The sequence below is a fragment of the Chimaeribacter sp. YP20170169 genome, assembly GCF_056739715.1.
Window position 1 is genome coordinate 518828 of the sequence record NZ_CP176824.1, and the last position, 17800, is coordinate 536627.

The window sequence follows — 17800 nt, forward strand, 5'->3', positions numbered from 1 at the left end:
AAAGTCAGCATCAGCGGTTAATCAGTTGCTGACGGCTTCAGGCTTTGGGAAACTGAACAGCAGGTCACGATAGTATTCGTACTGTTTCTGACGTAGCTCAATTTCACGTGGGAGGCCTTCGGTGATTGAGCTGGTCAGAGTATCGAATTTATCGAGAATGGCGACGATATTAGCCTGTTCTGCGAGTGATTTTTCAGTGTCATTGGGATATGGAATTGGTATTTTGACTTTTGCAATTCCATCAATTAATAACCTATTGACCTTTCCCCTAGAGACATGTTTCGCCTTATCATCAATGAATGCAGCTGTTTGCATCACATAAGAAATGAACTTTGGGTTCATTGAATGGCGAAGAGCATAACTGTCATCGTGGATGGCTACTTTTTCATTTCCAATCCAAGCCACAGCCTTACCAACATCTTCAACAGTCTCACCCACACCAGCCATTACAACATCACCAGGCATTGCATAGCGTAGTGATTCAGCCATATCGTCTCGGACATGAGAATGGGCATGGGTCGCAAAAACACCGTACCGCGTATATATCTCACCGTAGTGAATAACGCTGATTCCTTCTTCCACATAATCAGCTTTAGTAAAGCGCTTTCCACGAATAAATTCACCAATGTCCCCCAACGGCTTCCACTCAACTTCACCTTGATCAAAACTCAGTAGCTGGTCGCGATAGTAGTTGTACTGTTTTTTACGCATGGTAAGCTCAGCGGTAAGCTCAGCGGTAAGCTCAGCGGTAATTGCGGTAAATTTATCCAAAATCCGGACAATTTCAGACTGGATGGCGAGGGACTTTTCCGGATTGTTCGGGCAGGGGGTTGGGATAGTAATTTTCGCCATATCAGTTGCCGATACGTCTATTACTTTTGTTCCTTTGGAGTACTTTCTTTTCTCGCTTGCAAAAAATCCCGTTTGAGTGTAGTAAGCAAAATATTTCCCAATAATTTCATTATTGGGTTTGAAGATCGTGGCGTGCCCACCAGTAACGGCTTGTTCTTTTCCAAGGTATACCAACGCCTTGCCAACATCTTCAAAATTTTCACTAGTATTAGTAATAACAACATCACCAGGATTTACTTTTTTTAGCTTTTCCGCTGTTTGATGAGAAACAAATGATTTTGTAGTTTCAGTTGATAGTCCGTAAAAAGTATATATTTGACCGTAGTGAATGGCAGGTACTCCCGACTCCGTGAAATCAGATTTAGGTAATCCATTTCCACGTACTAGTTCGCCTAGATCACCCAATGGCAACCATTCAACCTCAACTCCATCCAGCAGTTTTTCCAGATAACTCAACTCGCTCATGCCTGCGCCTCAATGCCTTCAATCTCAGCCACAATCGCATCAATATCTTTACGTAACAGGTCTATTTTGCCGACGGTAGTTTTCAGCTCGGCATTCAGTTCCGCAATATCAACGATTTCTCGGGTGTTTTTGGCTTCCACGTAGCTGCTGACAGATAGGTTGTAGCCATTAGCTGCAACCTTTTCAAAAGGCACCGATGTTGCCAGATAGTCGATATCCATTTTGTTTGCGAACACTCGCATTATCTGCTGGATGTGGCCTAGATTGTCCTCATCATCGTTGTCGGTCAGGATGTTGTTATTGGTTTCTTTTTTAAACAGCTCGCTGGCATCAATAAACTGTATACTGGTATCTGTTTTGTGCTTTGACAGTACCAGAATGTTAACGGCAATAGTGGTGCCAAAGAACAGATTCGGTGCCAGTGAAATCACTGTTTCAACGTAGTTGTTATCGACTAGGTACTGGCGGATTTTTTGCTCCGCACCGCCACGGTAGAAAATACCCGGGAAGCAGACAATCGCCGCACGGCCTTTAGCTGAGAGGTAGTTCAGCGCATGAAGTACAAACGCAAAGTCGGCTTTAGATTTCGGTGCGAGTACGCCTGCCGGAGCAAAACGTTCATCATTAATCAGCGTCGGGTCATCACTGCCAATCCACTTCACCGAATAGGGAGGGTTAGAGACAATTGCATCAAAAGGTTTCTTATCACCGAAATGTGGCTCAGTCAGTGTATTCCCTAGCTTGATGTCAAATTTGTCGTAGTTAATGTTGTGAAGAAACATGTTCATACGCGCTAGGTTAAACGTCGTATGGTTAATCTCCTGACCGAAAAAACCTTCCTCAATGATGTGATCATCAAACTGCTTCTTCGCCTGCAACAGCAGTGAACCCGAGCCTGCAGCCGGGTCATAGATTTTGTTGACGTGGGTCTGACCGTGCATTGCCAGTTGAGCTATCAGCTTAGAGACGTGCTGTGGTGTGAAGAACTCCCCACCAGACTTACCAGCATTCGCCGCGTAGTTAGAAATCAAAAACTCGTACGCATCACCGAACAGGTCAATCTGGTGGTCGTTAAAGTCACCCAGCTTTAAGCCCCCAACACCTTTCAACACAGCAGCTAGGCGGGTATTTTTATCTTTGACTGTGTTACCCAAGCGGTTACTGGTGGTGTCAAAATCAGCAAACAGGCCTTTGATGTCAGCTTCAGACGGATAACCGTAGGCTGAGCTTTCAATAGCGACGAAGATACTATTTAAATCAGCGTTTAGCCTGTCGTTGGTATTCGCTTTAGCGGCAACATTGCAGAACAGCTGGCTCGGGTAGATGAAATAGCCTTTGGTTTTGATGGCATCATCTTTGATGTCATCGGTAATGATGCTGTCATCCAGTGCAGCATAGTGGACGCTAGCATCACCGGCCTCAATGTAGCTGGAAAAATTTTCACTGATAAAGCGATAGAAGAGCGCACCAAGGACGTATTGTTTGAAATCCCAACCATCGACCGACCCCCGAACATCATTGGCAATTGCCCAGATTTGACGGTGTAGTTCTGCACGTTGTTGAAGACTAGTCATTTTTATCCTGTTATTGATTTTTGGTTACGGCTATTGCTGCGATTTTATCGCAATTTGTTCTTATCGACTGTATCTATAATCAAGTTAGATAATGCCTTTTCCCGATAATCGGCTTCGTAGGCTCTACCAATTCCCCACACTTGTGTGCATTAGAAAACTCTTCGGATATATATCATTCTTCTGAACATACCTGATTAACGGCAGAACCTCATGGTCCTGCCGTTTTTGTTTTATTTTTCATAGGAGTAGTGATGAACAATTATGAAGGACTGCAGCCGCTGCAGAACTCACTTTCTGGCTTGCCGCAATGGGTGTCTGAACGCATTCTGCAACAGATAAATCAGTTAACCCACTACGAGCCAGTGATTGGCATTATGGGCAAAACTGGAGCGGGTAAGTCCTCGCTGTGCAATGCCCTGTTTGCCAGTGAGGTATCACCAGTCAGCGATGTGGCGGCCTGTACACGTGAGCCACTGCGCTTTCGCCTGCAAGTTGGCGACCGCCATATGACGCTGGTGGATCTGCCCGGCGTGGGCGAAAGTGGCGCTCGCGATACCGAGTATGCTGCACTGTATCGCGAACAACTCCCCCGGCTCGACCTGGTGCTGTGGCTGATTAAGGCCGATGACCGGGCACTGGCAGTGGATGAACATTTTTATCATCAGGTAATTGGGGAGGCATTCCGGCATAAGGTGCTGTTTGTTATCAGCCAGTCGGATAAGGCCGAGCCCACCAGCGGTGGGGGGCCATTGTCCACAGAGCAGAAGCAGAATATCAGCCGCAAAATTTGTCTGCTGCATGAGCTGTTCCAGCCCGTCCATCCGGTGTGTGCCTTATCGGTCCGTCTACAGTGGGGGCTGCGGGTGATGGCCGAGCGAATGATAAAGTGCCTGCCACGTGAGGCCACCAGCCCGGTAGTGTCGCAACTCCAGTCTTCCTTTCGCACGACGATAGTCCAGGAGCAGGCTCGTAGCGATTTTGGTGAAACCGTCGGTGCCGTACTCGATAGCATCAGTGCCTCTCCCCTGATACCCGCACCTGTGCGGGCCGTCATTCAGGCCGTGCGCACCACCGTGGTCTCGGTAGCCCGCGCAGTCTGGGATTTCTTCTTCTGAGTATTTAACCCATCCCTGTTATTTCCCTGACCCTGTCGCCGATGCGACGGAGATTTCTTTTATTTGTTTTCCCATTATGAGGAGTCTGCTTATGACCCGTCTGGCTTCGCGCTTTGGCGCTGCAAATCTTATCCGTCGCGACCGCCCTTTAACCCGTGAAGAGTTGTTTCGCGTGGTGCCCAGTGTATTCAGTGAGGACAAACACGAGTCCCGTAGTGAGCGTTATACCTATATACCCACCATCTCCCTGCTCGACAGCCTGCAGCGCGAAGGCTTCCAGCCGTTCTTTGCCTGTCAGACCCGGGTACGTGACCCGGGTCGTCGTGAACATACGAAACACATGCTGCGCCTTCGTCGGGAGGGGCAGATTACCGGTAAGCAGGTGCCGGAAATCATTTTGCTGAATTCACATGATGGCACCAGTTCGTACCAGATGCTGCCGGGGTTATTCAGAGCAGTATGTCAGAACGGTCTTGTCTGTGGTGAGTCATTTGGCGAGGTGCGGGTGCCGCACAAGGGGGACGTGGTAAGTCAAGTGATTGAAGGCGCGTATGAAGTGCTGGGCATTTTTGACCGTGTGGAGGAGAAGCGGGATGCGATGCAGTCGTTGCTGTTGCCGCCACCGGCGCAGCAGGCACTGGCAAAAGTCGCGCTGACGTACCGCTTTGGTGAAGACCACCAGCCGGTGACTGAATCGCAGATCCTCTCCCCGCGCCGCTGGCAGGATGAGAGTAACGACCTGTGGACCACGTATCAGCGTATTCAGGAGAACCTGATTAAGGGCGGGCTCAGTGGCCGTAATGCCAAAGGGGGACGGTCACATACCCGGGCCGTTCGCGGTATAGACGGGGACGTGAAACTTAACCGGGCACTGTGGGTGATGGCGGAAGCGATGCTCACGCAACTGCGGTGACCGTTTCATGTTGACACGTTGTTAATATCGGACACCACCTGTCCGCATCGCAACGTGCTGGCGGTCCTTACACACCGAGGGATGGCCTGTAACCCCCGCTACATCTGGCTTTTGCAGAAATAAAAAATAGTTTCTGTGGTGTCCATACCCTGTCCGCCCCCTTATTTAAAGTAATCACATCATTTTCAGTCAGTTAACTTTCACGGAGAACGTCTCATGACACAGGCAGAACGCCGCCATGACCTGCTGGCTGTCAGACTGTCACTGATAATCAGCCGTCTGGTGGCGGGGGAAACGCTGAGTGTGCGTAAGCTGGCCGCTGAGTTTGGTGTGTCGGTGCGCACGCTGCGGCGTGATTTTCGCGAGCGGCTGATGTATCTGGACCTGGAGTATCAGTCCGGATATTGCCGCTTACGTACTGCTGGCAGTGAAATGCAGATGGTGCCCGACGTGCTTATCTTTGCTCACCGCAGCGGGCTGGCCGGACTTTTTCCAGGCCTTGACCGCCGTCTGGTGAACGCTCTGCTGATGTGCGATGAGTCTCCCTGCGTGATAGCACCCGCCAGTCCGGCTCCTTCGCCATCAGGCGCATTGTCTTTCTGGCGACTGATTCAGGCCATTACCGGGCGCAGGCGGGTGACGCTGATTGCCGAGGGGCAGCGCTGTGAGCGGCTGGCTCCCTGCCGGTTACTTATCCACCAGCAGGCCTGGTATCTGGTGGCTGAGCACGACGGACATATCGCCGTATTCACCCTGGATGAAATCCATCTGGTTCAGCCCTTGCAAGAGACTTTTCGCCGCAACGACAGTCTGTGCAGTCTGGTTGAAGACCCGGTGTTTATTCAGGCCTTACCCCATTTTCGCTTTATCCAGCAGTCACTGCTTGCGTTTGTTCCGGCCAACAGTCCACCGGAATAGTGCAGGTCTATCTCAACTCATCCGCAGGGAGAGCCTATGCCATTCATTGCCATTATCGCCATTGTTGTCATCGTCATCATTCTGAACAAAACCGGGGTGTCCGAGAGCCTCACGGCCCTGACCCTTGCCACTGTTGCCGCACTGCTGACGGGCGGAGGGGCAGCAGGTGCCGCCAGTGTCGCGCTGACACCGTTCGTCGGCGTGCCGGTGGGTATTTTTGTGGGAATTTATGTCTTTGCCAAAGTGGTTCGTCTGATTTCAGGAAAAAAATAATGAAACGTAAAACACTGCCTCTGCTGGCGCTGGTTGCCACCACTCTGTTTCTCAGCGCATGCGATGACAGAAGTGATGACCTGAAGGCTATCAGCAAATTCAAGGACCTCACCCCGCCGCGCTTCAGTGATGTGGTCAGTCGTCAGGATGATGTCAGCGAAGAATGGTCACAGGTTGACTACTTATCCGGTCCCACCTTGCAGATTTTACGTACCCGCCAGTCGCCCGATGGCTGCGAGGGTGGCAGTTACTACTACCTCGTGGATATGCAGGAAAAAAGCGTCCAGCCACTGATGAATGCGCTGTGTATTGCCGATAACATCAAACTGGAATACCAGGAGGTGACGGACCCGTATACCAAAGAAAGATACTTTGAGTACGCCCATGACGGCAAACTGATGGGTCGACTGCTGATACCCTCAAACCCAGAGAACCACGAATAAAAACAACGATAAAGGAAACAGAAATGATAATACGTTCACTAAGTCGGTTTGTGCTGGTGGGTGTACTGCTCGCGAGCTTTAATGCCTCTGCTATCCCGGGGTTCTGGCAGCAGGGTTACGGTCAGGGCAATACGGAATACAGTGTGACCGAAGCCAGCGGGAGGACGTTTACCATCAACTGCACAGGGAACCCGGACCAGAATGGTTTTTATCAGCATTCAGTCTTTCTTACCCTTGCCGATGACAAGATGGTCAGTTCGCACGATGACGACACTACTATCACAGTAGTGATGAACCACCAGCAATATATTATTCCGTCCAGCCTGGGCTGGCGTAACGGCGATAACGCCTGGTTTGACTTCATCAGCAATATCTCTGAGGCCGGGCAGTTCGACGTCTACGTCAATGACCACAAAGCAGGGAGCTTCACGGTGGACCGGAAGAACGCAGAGAAAGTTCTGTCCACTCTCGGAGACTGCGGTAACGACTGATAGCCGTTCCTCCTTACGCAAACCCACCCCGACAGCCATCAGGCTGCCGGGGTTTTCTTTTATCAGGAGCCCGAAAATGTCCCAATCCGTGTTGCTGCCACCGGGGCCTTTCACCCGGAGACAAGCGCAAGCGGTCACTACCACTTACAGCAATATCACACTCGAAGACGACCAGGGCAGTCACTTCCGCCTGGTGGTTCGTGACGCTGAAAGCCGGATGGTCTGGCGGGCATGGAACTTTGAGCCGGATGCCGGTGAAGGTCTTAACCGCTATATCCGCACCTCAGGCATCCGTACAGACACCTCCACCCGCTGACCGCGAAGCATTTACCCGCAACATTTCACCTCCCCGAACACACTTTATACCCCCATACGCCAGCCATCGCCGCTGGCGTTTTTATTGACGGAGACATACCCATGACAACACAGACGCAGCACGACCTCGCACCCGCTAACCGACCCGAATTTGAACTGACCGTCACGCCGGTCCCCGATGAACAGCGTATCGATTTCTGGCCGCAGCACTTTGGCACCATTCCGCAGTGGATAACCCTGGAGCCGCGTATTTTTGCCTGGATGGCGCGTTTCTGTGCGACCTACAGCGGTGGCATCTGGTCGTTCTACACCCTCAGCAATGGCGGCGCGTTTATGGCCCCTGATGTTGAAGGTGACGATAAATGGCATCTGTTCAACGGCATGAACGGTAATGGTTCGGATATGAGTGCTGAAGCCGCAGGTATTGCTGTCTGCCTGATTGCGTACAGCCATCACGCCTGTCGCACCCAATGCGATGCCATGACTGAACACTATTACCGCCTGCGGGACTACGCCCTGCAGCATCCAGAGGCCCACGCCATTCTGCGTATTATCGACTGACCGAAGGAGCAACAGATGAAACAGCTTTCCTTTTTACCCGGCGAGATGACGCCACAGGACCGGCGTCTCATTCAGCGGGCGCTCAGGGCTCTGGACCACCACCTGCATGAGCCCGGCGTGGCCTTCACCTCTACCCACGCCGTACGTGAATGGCTGCGACTGCATATGGCCGCGCTTGAGCGGGAAGAGTTCCGGGCGTTGTATCTGGACAACCAGAATCAGTTGATTGCCCATGAAACGCTCTTCACCGGCACGATTAACCGTACCGAGGTGCATCCCCGGGAGGTGGTCAAACGTGCCCTGTATTTCAACGCGACAGCGGTGATACTGGCGCATAACCATCCTTCCGGCGAGACGACGCCCAGCCAGGCTGACAAAGCCCTCACGCAGCGACTGGTTCAGGTACTTCAGCTGGTGGATATCCGCGTCCCTGACCATCTGATTGTCGGCGGCAGGCAAATCTATTCGTTCGCTGAACACGGTCTGTTGTGAGGTATTACATGAAAATTATCAGTAAACGCCGGGCAATGACGATATACCGTCAGCATCCTGAGTCCCGAATCTTTCGTTACTGCACCGGCAAATATCAGTGGCACGGTAGCGTCTGTCATTACACCGGCAGGGACGTTCCGGATATCACCGGAGTCCTCGCGGTATACGCCGAACGCCGCCAGGACCGTAACGGGCCCTATACCTGCCTGATGAGCATCACCCTGAACTGACAATAAAAGGAGAGCCGCCATGACCCACATCATCTGGGGCCTGCAGCGGAATATCACGCCGCGCCTGGGAGCCCGTCTGGTGCAGGAGGGTAACCGACTGCACTACCTGGCTGACCGGGCCAGCATCACCGGTAGATTCAGTGACGCCGAATGCCGGAAGCTGGATGAAACATTCCCGCACTTTATCCGCCAGATGGAATCGATGCTGGCCACCGGTGAAGTCAGCCCCCAACATGCCCACTGCGTCACCCTGTACCACAATGATTTCACCTGCGAAGCCGACACCCTTGGCAGTTGCGGCTATGTATACATCGCCGTCTATCACACTCAACGCTAACGAATTTCACGAGAGCAAATATGAAAACTTTACCTGCAACAACTCAGCGGGCGGTGAAGCCCTGCCTGTCACCCGTGGCTGTCTGGCAAATGTTACTGACACGCCTGCTGGAACAACACTATGGCCTGACGCTAAACGACACGCCGTTCAGTGATGAAACTGTTATTAAGGAACATATTGATGCCGGGATTACCCTGGCCGATGCAGTCAACTTCCTGGTGGAAAAATACGAACTGGTGCGTATCGACAGGAAGGGATTTAGCTGGCAGGAACAATCCCCTTACCTTCGGGCTGTCGATATTCTGCGAGCGCGGCAGGCAACTGGCTTGTTGCAACAATGCCGTAAAAATTCGGTGCGGTGAATATTACAGGCAATGCTACTGACTTTCATCACTATCCGGGAGGGCTTGTAACGAGATGAAGAGGGCAGGGTAGCAATTCCTTACCTGACCCATTACCTGACCCAAATTGCATCCAAAGAAAAAGGAGTTAGACGATTTATCATCTAACTCCTTGTTTTATTTGGTGGCCCCTGCTGGACTTGAACCAGCGACCAAGCGATTATGAGTCGCCTGCTCTAACCACTGAGCTAAGGGGCCGGGCGGCGTGATTATACGGCAGTTGGACGCGGCAGGTCTACTGCCCACTGCCCGGATGGCGGTTTTCTGCGCAGAATAGCGTGTTGTATTCCCTGCAACTTTTTGCGATAACCGGGGGTTATGTCTTACTGTGGGAGCATCATGATGAAGGATATCCTGGACGATCACTTGCAGGTACTGTTCTGCGGCATCAATCCCGGCCTGTCGACCGCGCACCACGGCTTTCACTTCGCCAATGGCAATAACCGCTTCTGGAAGGTGATCCATCTGGCAGGCTTTACTGAGCGCCAGTTGAAGCCTGAGGAGGAGCAGCATCTGCTGGATACCGGCTGCGGCATCACCCGTCTGGTGGATCGGCCGACGGTCGAGGCCACGGAGCTGTCGCGCGCGGAGCTGCGGCAGGGTGGGGAGGCGTTGCGGGAGAAGGTGATGCGCCACCAGCCGCGGGCGTTGGCGGTGCTGGGCAAGCAGGCCTACGCCAGTGCCTTCGGCGTGCGCAAGGCACCCTGGGGGCGTCAGGAGATTATGCTGGGCGACACGCAGGTGTGGGTGCTGCCCAACCCCAGTGGGTTGAACCGCGCCACACTGGAGGAGCTGGTGGAGGCTTACCGCGCGCTGAAACAGGCGCTGGCGAAGGCTTAAGGCTGGCAGCATACAGGCATAAAAAAAGCCCCTCGCGGGGCTTTTTTATTGGTGTGGCAGCGGGCGATTAATCGTCCAGGAAGCTGCGCAGCACTTCAGAACGGCTCGGATGACGCAGTTTACGCAGCGCTTTCGCCTCAATCTGGCGGATACGCTCACGGGTCACGTCAAACTGCTTGCCGACCTCTTCCAGCGTGTGGTCGGTGTTCATGTCGATACCGAAACGCATACGCAAGACTTTCGCCTCGCGCGCGGTCAGGCCGGCCAGCACGTCGTGGGTGGCGGAACGCAGGCTCTCTGAGGTAGCAGAGTCCAGCGGCAGCTCCAGCGTGGTGTCCTCAATGAAGTCGCCCAGATGCGAATCTTCATCATCACCGATCGGAGTCTCCATCGAGATCGGCTCTTTGGCGATCTTCAGCACCTTGCGGATCTTATCTTCCGGCATCAGCATACGCTCAGCCAGCTCTTCCGGCGTCGGCTCGCGGCCCATCTCTTGCAGCATCTGGCGCGAAATACGGTTGAGCTTGTTGATGGTCTCAATCATATGCACCGGAATACGGATGGTACGCGCCTGATCGGCGATGGAGCGGGTGATTGCCTGACGGATCCACCAGGTGGCGTAGGTCGAGAACTTGTAACCACGACGGTACTCGAACTTGTCCACCGCCTTCATTAGGCCGATGTTGCCCTCTTGGATCAGATCCAGGAACTGCAAGCCACGGTTGGTGTACTTCTTGGCGATCGAGATAACCAGACGCAAGTTCGCTTCAACCATCTCTTTTTTCGCACGGCGGGCTTTCGCCTCACCGATGGACATACGACGGTTGATGTCCTTGACCTGCTCGATGGTCAGGCCGGTCTCTTCTTCAATCTGACGCAGTTTTTGCAGGCTGCGTTCCACATCTTCGCTGACGTCGCGCAGCTTCTCAGACCACGGCTTGGCCATGGCGATCGCCGCTTCGAACCAGACGTCGCTGGTCTCGTTACCGGTGAACAGGTTGACGAAGTTCTTCTTCGGCATTTTGCACTGCTCAACGCACAGCTTCATGATGATACGTTCCTGGGTACGGACGCGATCCATCATGGAGCGCATGCTGTTGACCAGGAAATCGAACTGCTTCGGCACCAGACGGAACTGCTTGAAGATCTCGGAGAGCTTCAGGATCTCTTCCGTGGCGGTTGCATGGCTGCGGCCCTTGGTCTTGATGACGGTGCGGGTCGCCTCATACTGCTCGCGCAGTTCGGTGAACTTCTGGCGTGCCAGCTCTGGGTCGATGCTGTTGTCATCGTCCGAGTTGTCGTCATCATCCTCTTCGTCATCATCTTCGTCGTCCAACTCTTCGTTGGGCAGCTCAGAACCGACGTGGGTAGCGGTCGGCGCGATGTCCTCTTCCGCATTCGGGTCAACGAAGCCAGTGATCAGGTCAGAGAGGCGGGTCTCGCCAGCCTCAACGCGATCGTACTGCTCCAGCAGGTAGGTAATGGCTTCCGGGTACTCGGCTACCGAGCACTGTACCTGGTTGATGCCATCCTCAATGCGCTTGGCGATGTCGATTTCGCCTTCGCGCGTCAGCAGTTCAACGGTACCCATTTCGCGCATATACATGCGCACCGGATCGGTCGTGCGACCAATCTCAGACTCAACGCTGGACAACACCTGTGCGGCAGCTTCCGCGGCATCTTCATCGGTGTCGTTGGTGTTTTCGGCCAGCATCAAATCATCGGCGTCCGGTGCTTCTTCCATCACCTGGATGCCCATGTCGTTAATCATCTGGATGATGTCTTCGATCTGGTCGGAGTCGACGATATCTTCCGGCAGATGGTCATTGACCTCAGCATAGGTCAGATAGCCTTGCTCCTTACCACGGGTGACAAGAAGTTTGAGCTGTGACTGCGGGTTTTGCTCCATAAGACGGTATCCACACTTCAGAGTATTGGGGTTGGTGTCGGTCGGCGAAACCGCCAACGATAACATTTGGGGCGTTTTTGTTGTTGCCGCGGCCCGCTATGGCGGCATCACGCGGGGCGTCGCCCCGCTATATATCGGCACTTAAGCCGTCAGAGATTCACTTTTTTTTCGCCAGCACCTGGTTGAGAGACTGAACTTCTTCCCGCTCTTCGGTGCTCAAACCGTGCGTCCGGGCGCGCGCAATGAGCGTCTCCAGCCGCTGCTCCAGGATGGAGTCATACAAGCTGGCCAACGTATCCACAAATGTTTGCTCAACCATATCCTCTACGATCATGTGGTTCCATGTCGCCAGGATTTCAAGTTGCTGGCTGTATTTATTGTCGCGGTACTGCTCGAGTAACTGGCCAGTGGTCAGGCCCGGCTGCGCCAGACAGGTTTCCACCAGTTCGATAAACAGATCCAGCCCCGCGAGGCCAGCCTGCTCCACGCCCTCAAGGGAGGGGATCAGCGTCGCCAGCCGGGGATTCTGTACCAGTAATCCTATCAGTATACGCATGGTTGTGCGTTTTAGCTGGGGCGCCTGGTAGCTATTTGCGCTCTCCGCCTGTTTGGGCAGCAGCTTCTCCAGCTGGCTGTCGTCCAGAATGCCCAGCTTGTGGCCGAGCTGCTGGCGCAGGTAGAGCCGCAGGGTTTCGCCCGGTACCTGCCCAATCAGCGGCAGCGCCAGGGTGCTCAACTTGGCACGCCCGTCAGGGCTGCTCAGGTCCACCTGCGGCAGCAGCGTCTCAAACAGGAAGGTGGAGAGCGGCTGGGCCTGCTCCATGCGCTGCTCAAACGCCGCCTTCCCCTCTTTGCGGATCAGGGTGTCCGGGTCCTCGCCATCGGGCAGGAACATAAAGCGCAGCTGGCGGCCATCGTTCAGGTAGGGAAGGGCCGTCTCCAGCGCACGCCAGGCAGCCTCGCGGCCCGCGCGGTCACCGTCATAGCAGCAGACCACGTTATCCGTAGCGCGGAACATCAGCTGGATATGGTCGGCGGTGGTGGAGGTGCCAAGTGAGGCCACGGCGTAGTCGATGCCAAACTGCGCCAGCGCCACCACGTCCATATACCCCTCGACGACCAGCAGCCGCGACAGGGTCGGGTGGCTCTTCTGTGCCTCATACAGGCCGAACAGCTGGCGGCCCTTATGGAAAATCTCGGTCTCCGGCGAGTTGAGATACTTGGGCATCCCGTCGCCCAGCACCCGGCCGCCAAAGGCAATGACACGGCCACGCTTGTCGCGGATCGGGAACATCACCCGCTCGCGGAAACGGTCGTAGGTACGCCCCTGATCATTCTTGACCAGCATGCCAGCGTCATTCAGCGCGGTACGGCTCTCACTGTCGCGGCCAAAGCGTTTGAGGGCGTTGTCCCAGCCGGCGGGGGCGAAACCGATGGCAAAGTGCTGCACGATCTCCTGGCTCAGGCCGCGCTGTTGCAAGTAATCGCGCGCGGCTTGCCCGTTGGGCTGGCCCAGAGCGTGCTGGTAGAAGGCGCTCAGCTGCTCCATCAACTGGTAGAGGCTCTGGCGCTGGTGGCGCTCAATCTGGCTTGGGCCGGAGCCGGCCTCGTAGGGCACTTCCAGCCCCTGCATGGTCGCCAGCTCCTCAATGCTCTCGACAAACTCCAGCCTGTCGTAGTTCATCAGGAAGTCGATGGCGTTACCGTGCGCGCCGCAGCCGAAACAGTGATAGAACTGCTTGTCGCCGTTGACGGTGAAGGAGGGGGTTTTCTCATTATGGAACGGGCAGCACGCGTGGTAGTTCTTGCCCTGCTTTTTGAGCTTCACCCTGGCATCGATCAGATCGACGATGTCAACGCGCGCCAGCAGGTCATTGATAAATACACGCGGAATTCGTCCAGCCATAAGCCCCTTGCTCACCAGCCTATAAACGAGAACAAGCCGCGCATTCCTTTCGGAAAGCACGGCCTTAAGATACTACTACTCAGTCTGCGCGTTTTTCGTAATGACTAAATCACGCTGGGGAGTGATCCCCAAAAACTTAGTACAGACGAGTACGGCGTGCGTTTTCGCGAGCCAGTTTCTTCGCGTGACGTTTCACAGCAGAAGCTTTAGCGCGTTTACGTTCGGTAGTCGGTTTTTCATAGAACTCACGACGACGAACTTCAGCTAAAACACCCGCTTTTTCGCAGGAACGTTTGAAACGACGCAGAGCTACGTCGAACGGCTCGTTTTCACGTACTTTAATTACCGGCATGTGCCTCTCACCTCAATAAAATCGGTTTGTCGCTGGCCTGTTGGCGCCAGCCATTTTCAAAATGGTGCGGAATTTTACTTCAATGGATGCTGCTTTGTAAAGCACCACAGCAAATTGGAATGGGCCGGGCAGGCCAGCGGATGCGCGCATTTTTGCGCAAGGCGATGATTATATACCAATCAATCCGTAAAGCCCGCGATTAATCGATTTTGGCCGCGGATTTCTGCCGCCCCGGCAGGGCGCAAAGGCGGGGCGGGCAGGGGCTGGCGGGGTGTTGGCGGCGGGCGGATAGTGGTAAACTGCCCGCCGCGCCGCCCGCGTCGGGGCGCCGTACGAAACAGGTGGAAGAGGCAATGCGCGTATTAGGTATCGAAACGTCCTGCGATGAGACCGGCATCGCAATCTATGATGATCAACAGGGCCTGCTGGCCAACCAGTTGTACAGCCAGGTGAAATTGCACGCGGACTACGGCGGCGTAGTGCCGGAGCTGGCGTCGCGTGACCATGTCCGCAAGACGGTGCCGTTGATTCAGGAGGCGCTGCGTGAGGCTGGGCTGGAGGGCCGTGACATTGACGCGGTGGCCTACACCGCCGGGCCGGGGCTGGTGGGTGCGCTGCTGGTTGGGGCGACCGTCGGCCGCTCCCTCGCATTTGCCTGGAATGTGCCGGCAGTGCCAGTGCACCACATGGAGGGCCACCTGCTGGCGCCGATGCTAGAGGATAACCCGCCCTCGTTCCCGTTCGTGGCGCTGCTGGTCTCCGGTGGCCATACCCAGCTTATCAGCGTGACCGGCATTGGCGAGTACCGCCTGCTGGGCGAGTCGATTGATGACGCGGCGGGTGAGGCCTTCGATAAGACCGCCAAGCTGCTGGGGCTGGACTACCCCGGCGGGCCGATGCTGTCGAAGATGGCGCAACAGGGCGAAGCGGGGCGCTTCACCTTCCCACGGCCAATGACCGACCGGCCGGGGCTGGACTTCAGCTTCTCCGGCCTGAAGACCTTCGCCGCCAACACCATCCGTGGCAATGGCAGCGACGACCAGACGCGTGCCGACATCGCCCGCGCTTTTGAGGACGCAGTGGTGGACACCCTGGCGATCAAGTGCAAGCGGGCGCTGGATGAGACTGGCTTCTCGCGGCTGGTGATGGCCGGTGGCGTGAGCGCCAACCGCACCCTGCGCGCGAAATTGGCGGAGATGATGCAGAAACGCCGTGGTGAGGTGTTCTACGCCCGTCCGGAGTTCTGCACCGACAACGGCGCGATGATTGCCTACGCGGGCATGGTGCGCCTGAAGGCGGGCAACACGGGTGGACTGGGCATCAGCGTGCGTCCACGCTGGCCGCTGGCGGAACTGCCACCCGTCTGAATGTGAGGTGCCGCCACGCTGGCGGCCGCCCAAAGAAAAAGCGCCGGGCTTTCGCACCGGCGCTTTTTTTATGCCCCAACCGCGTGGGCTGGGGCAGGGGTCTGGCTTACAACGCCATGTCTTTGGCAGCGCTGTCAGGCACTGGCGCGCTGTTGGTAGCCGTGGCCGGGGCAGTTGCCATGCCTTGCGGGATCATCGGCGGCGGGTCCAGTTGCAGGGTCTGGCTGGTGTACTGCCACTCCTGCTCGGTCAGCTGCGGGTTACCGTTCAGCTTCTGGCCGTAGGTCGGGATAATCTGGTGCATCTTGGCCTGCCACTCTGGCGTTGCCAGCTTGTCTTTGAAGACGGTTTGCAGCAGTTTCACCATGATCGGCGGAGCAGTGGAGGCACCCGGAGAAGCGCCCAGCAGCGCGGCGATGGAGCCATCCTGCGCGCTGACAATCTCGGTGCCCAGACGCAGCACGCCGCCTTTCTCTTCGTCACGCTTGATGATCTGCACACGCTGGCCAGCCTGCCACAGACGCCAATCTTCTTTGCGTGCTTCCGGGAAGTACTCTTTCAGCGCCGCGTAGCGGTCGTCGTCAGAGAGCATCAGCTGGCCCGCCAGGTACTCCACCAGGGAGAACTCGTCGATGCCCACGTGCATCATCGGTACGACGTTATGCATGTTGGTGCTGCGCGCCAGATCCCACAGGGAACCTTGCTTCAGGAACTTGGTGGAGAAGGTCGCGAACGGCCCGAACAGCAGCACGCGCTTGCCATCCAGCATACGGGTATCCAGGTGCGGAACGGACATCGGCGGGGAGCCAACGGACGCCTTGCCATATACCTTCGCCAGGTGCTTGTTCACCACGTCCGGGTTCTCAGTCACCAGGAAGGAGCCGCCGACCGGGAAGCCCGCATAGTTCTTGGACTCCGGGATGCCGGATTTTTGCAGCAGCGGCAGGGCCGCGCCGCCGGCACCGATGAAGACGAACTTCGCGTCAATCGCGCGCTCTTCGCCGTCATGCTTCAGGTCAGCCACGGTGACGTGCCAGGTGTTGTCCGGGTTGCGCTTCAGGTCACGCACTTCGGTGGAGAGGTTCAGCTTGAAGTTCGGCTTCTGCTCCAGATTGTGCACGTACTGGCGGGTAATTTCGCCGAAGTTGACGTCGGTGCCGATCGGCATCCAGGTCGCGGCCACTTTCTGTTTCGGGTCGCGGCCATCCATCACCAGCGGGATCCACTTCTGGATCTGGGCCGGATCGTCAGAGTACTGCATGCCCTGGAACAGGGTGCTCTTTTGCAGCGCAAGGTAGCGCTTGTGCAGGTAGTCGACGTTCTCGTCGCCCCAGACAAAACTCATGTGCGGCGTGGAGTTAATAAAGGAGTGCGGGTTTTTCAGCACGCCCTGCTTAACCTGCCAGGAGAAGAATTGACGGGTGATCTGGAAACCTTCGTTGATCTCGACGGCTTTGGAAATATCGATCTCACCGTTCTCTTTTTCCGGGGTGTAGTTCATCTCTGCCAAGGCAGAGTGACCCGTACCGGCGTTGTTCCAGCCATTGGAACTCTCTTGCGCCACGCCATCCAGGCGCTCGACCATGGTCATCGACCAATCTGGCTCCAGCTCATTCAGGAAAGTACCGAGGGTGGCGCTCATAATACCGCCGCCAATCAACAGCACGTCCACCTTCTGGGTTTCAGCCGCCATCAGGCTGCTGCTGAACAGCATGGAGGAACACAATACCGCAACAACTTTTCTTTTCATTACCGCTACCTTGCCAGAACCTATTCAATAAAAAGCTTACTTATCAATAGCATGAAAACGACCCTCAAGGCAGGAGGGGCCTTTTGAAGATATGATAACGACGAAGCAAATGTGTAACTTTTTTACAACGCGGCGGAATATATCATTTAACAGGTGAAGAATTAAAGCGGCTTTGCATTTAAAAAACGCAATAAGTCAATAAACATTCAGTAAATAAGGTTAATTAGGGAAAGGTCATGTCACTTTGATAAGTGAAATAATTAGAACAGAATAGGGAAAATAGCGAAAGAGAAGAT

The 17800-nt window shown here is 55.0% G+C and carries 20 protein-coding genes and 1 tRNA gene; 14 read left to right on the forward strand and 7 right to left on the reverse strand.

Annotation, left to right across the window (positions count from 1 at the left end):
* Nucleotides 1-21 precede the first annotated feature (21 nt).
* Together ACK3SD_RS02345 and ACK3SD_RS02350 are read right to left on the reverse strand one after the other, a co-directional pair.
* A complete protein-coding gene (locus tag ACK3SD_RS02345; protein ID WP_232960614.1) occupies nucleotides 22-1317 on the reverse strand; it encodes a restriction endonuclease subunit S in 1296 nt (431 codons plus the stop codon).
* Nucleotides 1314-2891 carry a type I restriction-modification system subunit M gene (locus ACK3SD_RS02350; RefSeq protein WP_153752210.1) on the reverse strand — a complete coding sequence of 526 codons (1578 nt, stop codon included), beginning with the start codon at nucleotides 2889-2891 and terminating at the stop codon, nucleotides 1314-1316. Before ACK3SD_RS02350 ends, ACK3SD_RS02345 begins: the two co-directional genes overlap by 4 nt.
* 251 nt (nucleotides 2892-3142) lie before the next feature.
* Between ACK3SD_RS02350 and ACK3SD_RS02355 the strand changes: the two genes are divergently transcribed.
* From ACK3SD_RS02355 to ACK3SD_RS02410, 12 genes are all read left to right on the forward strand, one after another.
* Nucleotides 3143-4006, forward strand: coding sequence for a GTPase family protein (locus ACK3SD_RS02355; RefSeq protein WP_232960613.1), 864 nt, complete (start codon nucleotides 3143-3145; stop codon nucleotides 4004-4006).
* 91 nt (nucleotides 4007-4097) lie between these two features.
* On the forward strand, nucleotides 4098-4919 hold the full coding sequence (locus tag ACK3SD_RS02360) for a DUF932 domain-containing protein (protein ID WP_153752214.1): 822 nt from the start codon (nucleotides 4098-4100) through the stop codon (nucleotides 4917-4919).
* 216 nt (nucleotides 4920-5135) lie between these two features.
* Entirely contained in the window at nucleotides 5136-5837 is a 702-nt protein-coding gene (locus ACK3SD_RS02365; protein WP_232960612.1) for a DeoR family transcriptional regulator, read from the forward strand.
* A gap of 36 nt (nucleotides 5838-5873) precedes the next feature.
* Complete coding sequence (gene ypjK, locus ACK3SD_RS02370; RefSeq protein ID WP_063255810.1) at nucleotides 5874-6110, forward strand: protein YpjK; 237 nt, start codon at nucleotides 5874-5876, stop codon at nucleotides 6108-6110.
* Nucleotides 6110-6553, forward strand: coding sequence for a YfjS/YafY family lipoprotein (locus ACK3SD_RS02375; protein WP_153752218.1), 444 nt, complete (start codon nucleotides 6110-6112; stop codon nucleotides 6551-6553). The genes ypjK and ACK3SD_RS02375 overlap by 1 nt, the downstream gene beginning before the upstream one ends.
* A gap of 23 nt (nucleotides 6554-6576) precedes the next feature.
* On the forward strand, nucleotides 6577-7044 hold the full coding sequence (gene ykfB / locus ACK3SD_RS02380) for a protein YkfB (protein WP_106929591.1): 468 nt from the start codon (nucleotides 6577-6579) through the stop codon (nucleotides 7042-7044).
* Between the two features lie 76 nt (nucleotides 7045-7120).
* Nucleotides 7121-7360 (forward strand): DUF905 domain-containing protein, encoded by a 240-nt coding sequence (locus tag ACK3SD_RS02385; RefSeq protein ID WP_232960611.1) that lies wholly within the window; start codon nucleotides 7121-7123, stop codon nucleotides 7358-7360.
* 101 nt (nucleotides 7361-7461) lie between these two features.
* Nucleotides 7462-7920 (forward strand): antirestriction protein, encoded by a 459-nt coding sequence (locus ACK3SD_RS02390; RefSeq protein WP_106929595.1) that lies wholly within the window; start codon nucleotides 7462-7464, stop codon nucleotides 7918-7920.
* Nucleotides 7921-7935: 15 nt separating this feature from the next.
* A complete protein-coding gene (gene radC / locus ACK3SD_RS02395; protein WP_481126632.1) occupies nucleotides 7936-8412 on the forward strand; it encodes a RadC family protein in 477 nt (158 codons plus the stop codon).
* Between the two features lie 8 nt (nucleotides 8413-8420).
* The gene (locus ACK3SD_RS02400; RefSeq protein WP_106929599.1) at nucleotides 8421-8642 is read left to right on the forward strand and encodes a DUF987 domain-containing protein; all 222 of its coding nucleotides are present in this window, start codon (nucleotides 8421-8423) and stop codon (nucleotides 8640-8642) included.
* 19 nt (nucleotides 8643-8661) lie between these two features.
* Nucleotides 8662-8979: a type IV toxin-antitoxin system YeeU family antitoxin gene (locus tag ACK3SD_RS02405; protein ID WP_106929602.1), complete on the forward strand. Its 318-nt coding sequence runs from the start codon at nucleotides 8662-8664 to the stop codon at nucleotides 8977-8979.
* A 20-nt stretch (nucleotides 8980-8999) separates the two neighbouring features.
* A complete protein-coding gene (locus ACK3SD_RS02410) occupies nucleotides 9000-9341 on the forward strand; it encodes a TA system toxin CbtA family protein (protein ID WP_106929604.1) in 342 nt (113 codons plus the stop codon).
* A 161-nt stretch (nucleotides 9342-9502) separates the two neighbouring features.
* On the opposite strand, the gene ACK3SD_RS02415 is transcribed toward ACK3SD_RS02410, so the two are convergent.
* Nucleotides 9503-9578 (reverse strand) — tRNA-Ile (locus ACK3SD_RS02415).
* A 141-nt stretch (nucleotides 9579-9719) separates the two neighbouring features.
* On the opposite strand from ACK3SD_RS02415, the gene mug reads away from it, so the two are divergent.
* Nucleotides 9720-10220, forward strand: a complete 501-nt coding sequence (gene mug / locus ACK3SD_RS02420) for a G/U mismatch-specific DNA glycosylase (RefSeq protein ID WP_481126633.1) — start codon at nucleotides 9720-9722, stop codon at nucleotides 10218-10220.
* 67 nt (nucleotides 10221-10287) lie between these two features.
* Here the strand turns inward: mug and rpoD are convergent, their stop codons facing one another.
* The 3 genes from rpoD to rpsU all read right to left on the reverse strand — a co-directional run bounded on the left by rpoD (nucleotide 10288) and on the right by rpsU (nucleotide 14387).
* Nucleotides 10288-12129 carry an RNA polymerase sigma factor RpoD gene (gene rpoD, locus ACK3SD_RS02425; protein WP_481126634.1) on the reverse strand — a complete coding sequence of 614 codons (1842 nt, stop codon included), beginning with the start codon at nucleotides 12127-12129 and terminating at the stop codon, nucleotides 10288-10290.
* 157 nt (nucleotides 12130-12286) lie between these two features.
* A complete protein-coding gene (gene dnaG / locus ACK3SD_RS02430; protein ID WP_137762107.1) occupies nucleotides 12287-14035 on the reverse strand; it encodes a DNA primase in 1749 nt (582 codons plus the stop codon).
* A gap of 136 nt (nucleotides 14036-14171) precedes the next feature.
* Nucleotides 14172-14387 carry a 30S ribosomal protein S21 gene (rpsU, locus tag ACK3SD_RS02435; RefSeq protein WP_001144069.1) on the reverse strand — a complete coding sequence of 72 codons (216 nt, stop codon included), beginning with the start codon at nucleotides 14385-14387 and terminating at the stop codon, nucleotides 14172-14174.
* A 353-nt stretch (nucleotides 14388-14740) separates the two neighbouring features.
* Between rpsU and tsaD the strand changes: the two genes are divergently transcribed.
* On the forward strand, nucleotides 14741-15754 hold the full coding sequence (gene tsaD, locus ACK3SD_RS02440; protein ID WP_481126635.1) for a tRNA (adenosine(37)-N6)-threonylcarbamoyltransferase complex transferase subunit TsaD: 1014 nt from the start codon (nucleotides 14741-14743) through the stop codon (nucleotides 15752-15754).
* Nucleotides 15755-15860: 106 nt separating this feature from the next.
* On the opposite strand, the gene mqo is transcribed toward tsaD, so the two are convergent.
* Nucleotides 15861-17468, reverse strand: a complete 1608-nt coding sequence (gene mqo / locus ACK3SD_RS02445) for a malate dehydrogenase (quinone) (protein WP_481127479.1) — start codon at nucleotides 17466-17468, stop codon at nucleotides 15861-15863.
* Between the last annotated feature and the right edge of the window lie 332 nt (nucleotides 17469-17800).

What these genes read in the sequence shown, in the direction of transcription:
- ACK3SD_RS02385 (WP_232960611.1), top strand. Translation starts at nt 7,121, where the DNA reads ATGTCCCAATCCGTGTTGCTGCCACCGGGGCCTTTCACCCGGAGACAA.
- ACK3SD_RS02390 (WP_106929595.1), top strand. Translation starts at nt 7,462, where the DNA reads ATGACAACACAGACGCAGCACGACCTCGCACCCGCTAACCGACCCGAA.
- mug (WP_481126633.1), top strand. Translation starts at nt 9,720, where the DNA reads ATGATGAAGGATATCCTGGACGATCACTTGCAGGTACTGTTCTGCGGC.
- rpoD (WP_481126634.1), bottom strand. Translation starts at nt 12,129, where the DNA reads ATGGAGCAAAACCCGCAGTCACAGCTCAAACTTCTTGTCACCCGTGGT.
- tsaD (WP_481126635.1), top strand. Translation starts at nt 14,741, where the DNA reads ATGCGCGTATTAGGTATCGAAACGTCCTGCGATGAGACCGGCATCGCA.
- ACK3SD_RS02360 (WP_153752214.1), top strand. Translation starts at nt 4,098, where the DNA reads ATGACCCGTCTGGCTTCGCGCTTTGGCGCTGCAAATCTTATCCGTCGC.
- ypjK (WP_063255810.1), top strand. Translation starts at nt 5,874, where the DNA reads ATGCCATTCATTGCCATTATCGCCATTGTTGTCATCGTCATCATTCTG.
- rpsU (WP_001144069.1), bottom strand. Translation starts at nt 14,387, where the DNA reads ATGCCGGTAATTAAAGTACGTGAAAACGAGCCGTTCGACGTAGCTCTG.
- ACK3SD_RS02355 (WP_232960613.1), top strand. Translation starts at nt 3,143, where the DNA reads ATGAACAATTATGAAGGACTGCAGCCGCTGCAGAACTCACTTTCTGGC.
- ACK3SD_RS02375 (WP_153752218.1), top strand. Translation starts at nt 6,110, where the DNA reads ATGAAACGTAAAACACTGCCTCTGCTGGCGCTGGTTGCCACCACTCTG.
- ACK3SD_RS02410 (WP_106929604.1), top strand. Translation starts at nt 9,000, where the DNA reads ATGAAAACTTTACCTGCAACAACTCAGCGGGCGGTGAAGCCCTGCCTG.
- dnaG (WP_137762107.1), bottom strand. Translation starts at nt 14,035, where the DNA reads ATGGCTGGACGAATTCCGCGTGTATTTATCAATGACCTGCTGGCGCGC.
- ACK3SD_RS02405 (WP_106929602.1), top strand. Translation starts at nt 8,662, where the DNA reads ATGACCCACATCATCTGGGGCCTGCAGCGGAATATCACGCCGCGCCTG.
- radC (WP_481126632.1), top strand. Translation starts at nt 7,936, where the DNA reads ATGAAACAGCTTTCCTTTTTACCCGGCGAGATGACGCCACAGGACCGG.
- mqo (WP_481127479.1), bottom strand. Translation starts at nt 17,468, where the DNA reads ATGCTGTTCAGCAGCAGCCTGATGGCGGCTGAAACCCAGAAGGTGGAC.
- ykfB (WP_106929591.1), top strand. Translation starts at nt 6,577, where the DNA reads ATGATAATACGTTCACTAAGTCGGTTTGTGCTGGTGGGTGTACTGCTC.
- ACK3SD_RS02400 (WP_106929599.1), top strand. Translation starts at nt 8,421, where the DNA reads ATGAAAATTATCAGTAAACGCCGGGCAATGACGATATACCGTCAGCAT.
- ACK3SD_RS02350 (WP_153752210.1), bottom strand. Translation starts at nt 2,891, where the DNA reads ATGACTAGTCTTCAACAACGTGCAGAACTACACCGTCAAATCTGGGCA.
- ACK3SD_RS02345 (WP_232960614.1), bottom strand. Translation starts at nt 1,317, where the DNA reads ATGAGCGAGTTGAGTTATCTGGAAAAACTGCTGGATGGAGTTGAGGTT.
- ACK3SD_RS02365 (WP_232960612.1), top strand. Translation starts at nt 5,136, where the DNA reads ATGACACAGGCAGAACGCCGCCATGACCTGCTGGCTGTCAGACTGTCA.